This is a genomic window from uncultured Cyclobacterium sp. (genome assembly GCF_963976465.1).
Classification (GTDB): Bacteria; Bacteroidota; Bacteroidia; order Cytophagales; family Cyclobacteriaceae; genus Cyclobacterium.
The window spans coordinates 1-5,224 of record NZ_CAXBOC010000420.1 but is presented as its reverse complement, the minus strand read 5'-3'; the positions used below and the strand labels follow the sequence as shown (position 1 = coordinate 5,224).

At 36.6% G+C, this 5,224-nt stretch carries 3 protein-coding genes and 1 pseudogene; all 4 read right to left on the bottom strand.

From position 1 onward, the window contains the following. A pseudogene (locus AAC037_RS19325) lies at window positions 1–2,040 on the bottom strand (efflux RND transporter permease subunit); the annotation flags it as partial. Between the two features lie 8 nt (window positions 2,041–2,048). Next, on the bottom strand, window positions 2,049–3,017 hold the full coding sequence (locus tag AAC037_RS19320; protein ID WP_339904907.1) for an efflux RND transporter periplasmic adaptor subunit: 969 nt from the start codon (window positions 3,015–3,017) through the stop codon (window positions 2,049–2,051). A 155-nt stretch (window positions 3,018–3,172) separates the two neighbouring features. Continuing rightward, window positions 3,173–4,534 carry a TolC family protein gene (locus AAC037_RS19315; RefSeq protein ID WP_339904905.1) on the bottom strand — a complete coding sequence of 454 codons (1,362 nt, stop codon included), beginning with the start codon at window positions 4,532–4,534 and terminating at the stop codon, window positions 3,173–3,175. Window positions 4,535–4,606: 72 nt separating this feature from the next. Continuing rightward, the gene (locus AAC037_RS19310) at window positions 4,607–5,068 is read right to left on the bottom strand and encodes a hypothetical protein (RefSeq protein ID WP_339904903.1); all 462 of its coding nucleotides are present in this window, start codon (window positions 5,066–5,068) and stop codon (window positions 4,607–4,609) included. Between the last annotated feature and the right edge of the window lie 156 nt (window positions 5,069–5,224).

Here is a 5,224-nt window from a genome sequence, read left to right as displayed (position 1 = left end):
CCAATACCTTATCCGAAAAAGTCTTTAAAACGTCTAAATCCGGACCTGAAAGTAGGATTTGTATAGGTGCATCACTGGCTGTACCTGTAATGGCAATCGGCACAGCAGTAAACTCAGCTCCTACAATATTTTCTTCCAAGGCAATTTCCATTTCTCTGGCAAATTCCGGTGCTGTGGTATTTCTCTCCTCTGCCGGTACCATTTTAACTGTTAGTTCAGCAGCATATGGTGTGGAAGTAGCCCCAGAAAAAACACCAGTAGTTTGTCCAACTGAAGTAAAGATTCCACTTATTTCAGGGTATTTCCTTAGGAAATGTTCCGTCTCCATGGTTTTAAAATTAGTTTCCTCCAGAGTAGCAGATTTAGGAAGCTCAATCCTCATCAAGAATTCTCCTTTATCACCTTGACCAACAAATTCGCTCCCAATAAAACCATTACTTACAAGCATAAAGGAGGAGACAAACATTACAAAAGTCAAAATTAATGTAATGGCTTTGTTGTTAAATGACCAACTAAGAATACCTGTCAGCCAGGCCACGATACTGTCAAGTATTTTTTCAAAGCCATTGATTATTTTACCGAAAATACTTTTAGCATCCACATGTTCCAATTTTGAAAACCTGGAAGTTAAAAGTGGGATTAAAGTAAAAGCAACCAATAAACTTATCAAAGTGGCCACAGCCACAGTTATACTGAATTGAGTCAATATACCGGCAATCAAGCCTCCTGTCATGGACAACGGAACGAATACAACCACAATTACCAGTGTAATGGATACTACTGTACCTCCAATTTCTCGGATTCCGTCATAGGAAGCTTGTATGGCAGTTTTTCCCTTCTCCATATGTCGATATATATTTTCGATCACCACAATAGCATCATCCACCAAGATCCCCACTACTAGCGAAAGGGCCAATAAACTCATTAGGTTAAGTGTGAAACCGGCCAAATACATCACTGTAAATGTAGCAACGATGGAAGCAGGTACTGCTATCATTACAATCACGGCATTCCTGATACTGTGTAAAAACAATAACATGATTACTGCCACCAATACAACCGCTATAATTAAATCATGAATCACAGCATCTGCAGCTTCTAAGGTAAAAGTTGAACTGTCTTGAGAAACTTCAAACTTTAGGCTATTGTCTTTATACGTTTCTTCTAGACCGGCCAATGCAAGGGTTACATTTTCGGCAACATCCACCGCGTTGGCGTCCGACTGCTTTTGAATGGATACACCAATCGCAGCATTTCCGTTTAATCTACTTAAGATTTCTTCCTCCTTATTCGAATCAACTACCTCTGCGAGATCTTTTATTTTAATAATAGAGGCACCATTTTGCGCCACCACAAGGTTTCTTATTTCATCAACAGATGTAAATTTTCCGGCCAATCGAATCAATATTTGCTCATCATCACTAATAAGCTTTCCTGTAGGAAAATCTAAATTTTCCGTGGCTATGGCTTATTTTGATTCAGATTTACCTTAATTTCCCGTTCAGTTCCTCCCAATAAATTTACTTGAGCCACACCGTCAATCTGAGCCAAAGTAGGCTGGATACGTTGGTCCATCAAATCATAAAAATCTGTGGCACTCATTGTTGAGTAAGCCCCCAACTGCATGATAGGCATATCATCCAAACTAAACTTGCCTAAGGAAGGAGGGTCTACATCATCCGGAAGATCTCCTAGGATGGCATCTATCTTACGTTGAGCATCTTGTAAAACAACATCTACATCTACTTCATCTTTTAGCTCAATGGTAATGATAGAAAAACTTTCCAGAGAAGTAGATTTCATGACATCAATCCCTTCCAGGGATGCCAATGCATCCTCCAGTTTTCGAGTAACTGAATTTTCCACCTCCGACGGAGCAGAGCCCGGATAAAGTGTGGACACTGTAACTACATTTGGACTGAACTTCGGTAATAGCTCATAGGACATTTGACTGTAGGAAAAAATCCCCAGGGAAGTCAATATGGTAAAGAGCACCACCACTATGGTGGATCTTTGTATAGATATTTTAGTAATTTGCATCGCTTCTACTATTGAATTTCAGTTACCGCCATTCCATCTTTAAGGTTGATCAATCCGGAGGTGATCAACTTATCGCCAATATTTAAACCTTCAAGAAGCATAAGCTTGTTATTCCCTACTTGCGCAATTTTGATTTTCTTTAAATTGGCTTTACCATCCTTTAATACAAATACTTCAGGGTTTTTTATTCCTCTGATAAGCGAGGTTCTTTCAATCATAATGGCTTCCTGTGCAGGGTATTCAAATGTAGCATAGGCAAACATTCCAGGTTTTATTTTTTCCGATACGTCTTCTAATTCAATTTCTACCTGATATTTCAAGGAGGCATCACCTTTGTTACTTGTAAACGAAACTTTACCGGTAAATTCCTGATCAGGAATGACGCCTACTTTAACTTTCACAGTATCTCCAACCTGTATATTTGCGATTTCCATCTCTGATACATTCACTATTAATTTTAGCGGCATCACATCGACGATTTCTACTACATTCATTCCCGGGCTCATTAAAGTCCCTATTTCAATAAAATCCTTATTGATAAATCCGGAAATAGGCGCAGTGATTACGGTATTGGCAAGTCTTCTGTTGATCATTTTAATCTCTGAAGCCCCCATTTTATGAGCATTCTGAATTTCTTCAAGCTGTTTTTCAGTGATAGCTTCTGTACCTGCCAGATTTTCATACCTGCTCAAATCCCTGGTATATTGATTAAATTTAGTTTCAGCAATGGCCAATTCAGCTTGTATCAATTCATCATCCAATTTGGCAATGACCTCTCCCTTGGAAACATCGTCTCCTTTTTCTTTATAGATACGCGTTACTTTACCACTTCCTTCAGACTTAAGCAACAACTCCCTGCTAGGAATAAAAGTACCGTTAATAGTATATGAAAGGGCATTTGAAGTTTTGGCAACTTCTTGTGTTCTCACAGGAATTGACTCACTTGTTTTCATGGCTTCTTCTGCTTTAACTTCCATTTCTTGCTTGTTTTTGTAAAGACTATGACTGAGCAGGAATACATAAACGCTAAAACACTTGGAACAATAACAGCGGCTATAAACACAAATACCAAGGGGGTGATTAATTTTTTCATAATTATTTGAAACAATTTTCTTATTAATTTCTATTTAATTTATTCTGCGATCTTTTCAATCTGACCAATGGATTGGTAGAGTTCTGCTTCTGCAGTTTTTACATTGATAATTTGATTAAAATAAGCGGATCGGGCTTCTCTAAGCGCAGTTTCTGAATCTAAAACATCTGTCAAAGGAGATAATCCCTCTCTATACAGTTGATTCGTTTGATCAAAAACGGTTTCAGATAAAACCAAATTGGATTGTTGAGCTTCTAGACTTTTCAAACTATTATTCATTTTCTTAACCGCATTCAAATAGGAAGCTTGAGCATTTTGCTCTGCCAAATATTGATCGTGTTTCAATTTTTCACTTTGCATCCTCGCTTGAGCAATCTTATTTTTTTTCTGATTTCCGTCGAAGATGGGGATGTTCAATTGTATGCCAACTAAAGAGCCCCTATACCACTGGTGACTAGTTGATAAAAAATCAAAACTTTTTGAAAATGCATTGTAATTAAGATCTGCAAAGGCAGCAATGGTGGGATAATATCCTGATTTTATATTCTTAATATTAAGGGCATTTAACTCCTGCTGTTTGTCCAATACCTGCAGGTCATAACGATTGCTAAGATCCGGATCTTCCAGCAATATTTCCTGTTGATCGTGTTGCTCTTCGAAGTTATAGGCTGCAAGTGCCAATTCATCTGCTACAGGAATACCCATTACCAATTTTAAATAATTGCTTCTTTGTTCGATAAGCGTTTCAAGATTATCCATTTGAGTCTCTAAACTTGTCAGGTTTACCTTAACCCTATTATAATCCACTTTCCTTGCCAAATCATTTTCATACTGAGACTTAATAATTGCTTCTAACTTCACAAGTTTGTCGTGGTTTGCTTCCAAATTTATCATTTGAAGTTCAGTCGCAATAACACCGTAATAGTTCAAGGCAATGTCATAAATAATGTCTTCAGTCGTCATATCGGTGATTAGTCTGTAAAACTCTTCAGAGGTTTTGGCTGCTTTTAATCCTACAAGGTAGGATTGACTAAATACCAACTGGCTTAATTGAATTCCTCCCTTCAAACTCTGAGGGACTCCAAAAGCAATCACATCCACTCCATTCGGATCAGAATTTGGATCCAATACTCCTCCCGGAATTGCTTGCGGATACACATCTAAGAAATTGTTATAGTTACCATAGGCCTCTAGTTGTGGTAATCCAGTACCCGTTATTTCTTTTCTTAAATATCCTGCTTCTTGCTCATCTAATATAGATTTTTTGATTTGAGCATTATTTTTCAATCCCAATTCAATACACTCTTTTAAGGTATATCCTCCCTTAATGCCCTCTTGTGCATGCACCACTTCTCCTAAAAATAGGATTAGTATAAGAGGTAACCAGTTTTGTTTTTTCATTTTATTTAATTGTATTATATTTAGTAAATAATAGTTTGTTCTGTTTTTTATGAACCAAGCGAAATAAAAAAATTATTCGATTTGTTTTTTATAAGTTTCGATCAATTTTGGCATCTCATCCCTTAAATACTTCATGAATTTAGACACTTCAACCAAATAACCGTTAAACTCCTGATTTTTATCTCCTCTAAGCACAATGATTTCTTCTACAATATCATTGAACTTAAATACGCCTATAATGTCTTCCTGAATATCTTCTTTCCAATTACGAATCTTCAGTCTAAAATATCGTTTTCTTTCCCCAGGTTTGGTAGTATAGTCAACCTTATTTTGACTTTGCAATAAGGTAAGTGATTGACTTACGGCACTTTTGCTTACAAATAAAGCATTCTGAATATCTTCAAATGTTGCTTCAGCCTCATCAACAATCATTAGTAATCCTATGATTCTACCTAATATCGGTTGATGACCTTTTCTTTCAAAGAATACCCCAATCCTTTCTATTATCTGTTGTTGTTCTTTAGTAAGTGTCATATTGGCTTTTATTGCTTTCTCCGATTAACGCTGCAAATATACAAAAGGTTTTGTTGGTTCATAATTTTGTGAACCAAAGTTTGAAATTTTTTTCAACAGACTAAAAAAAGCTGTATGAAAAAAATAAGCCCCTATATATATATCCTGACTAAAATC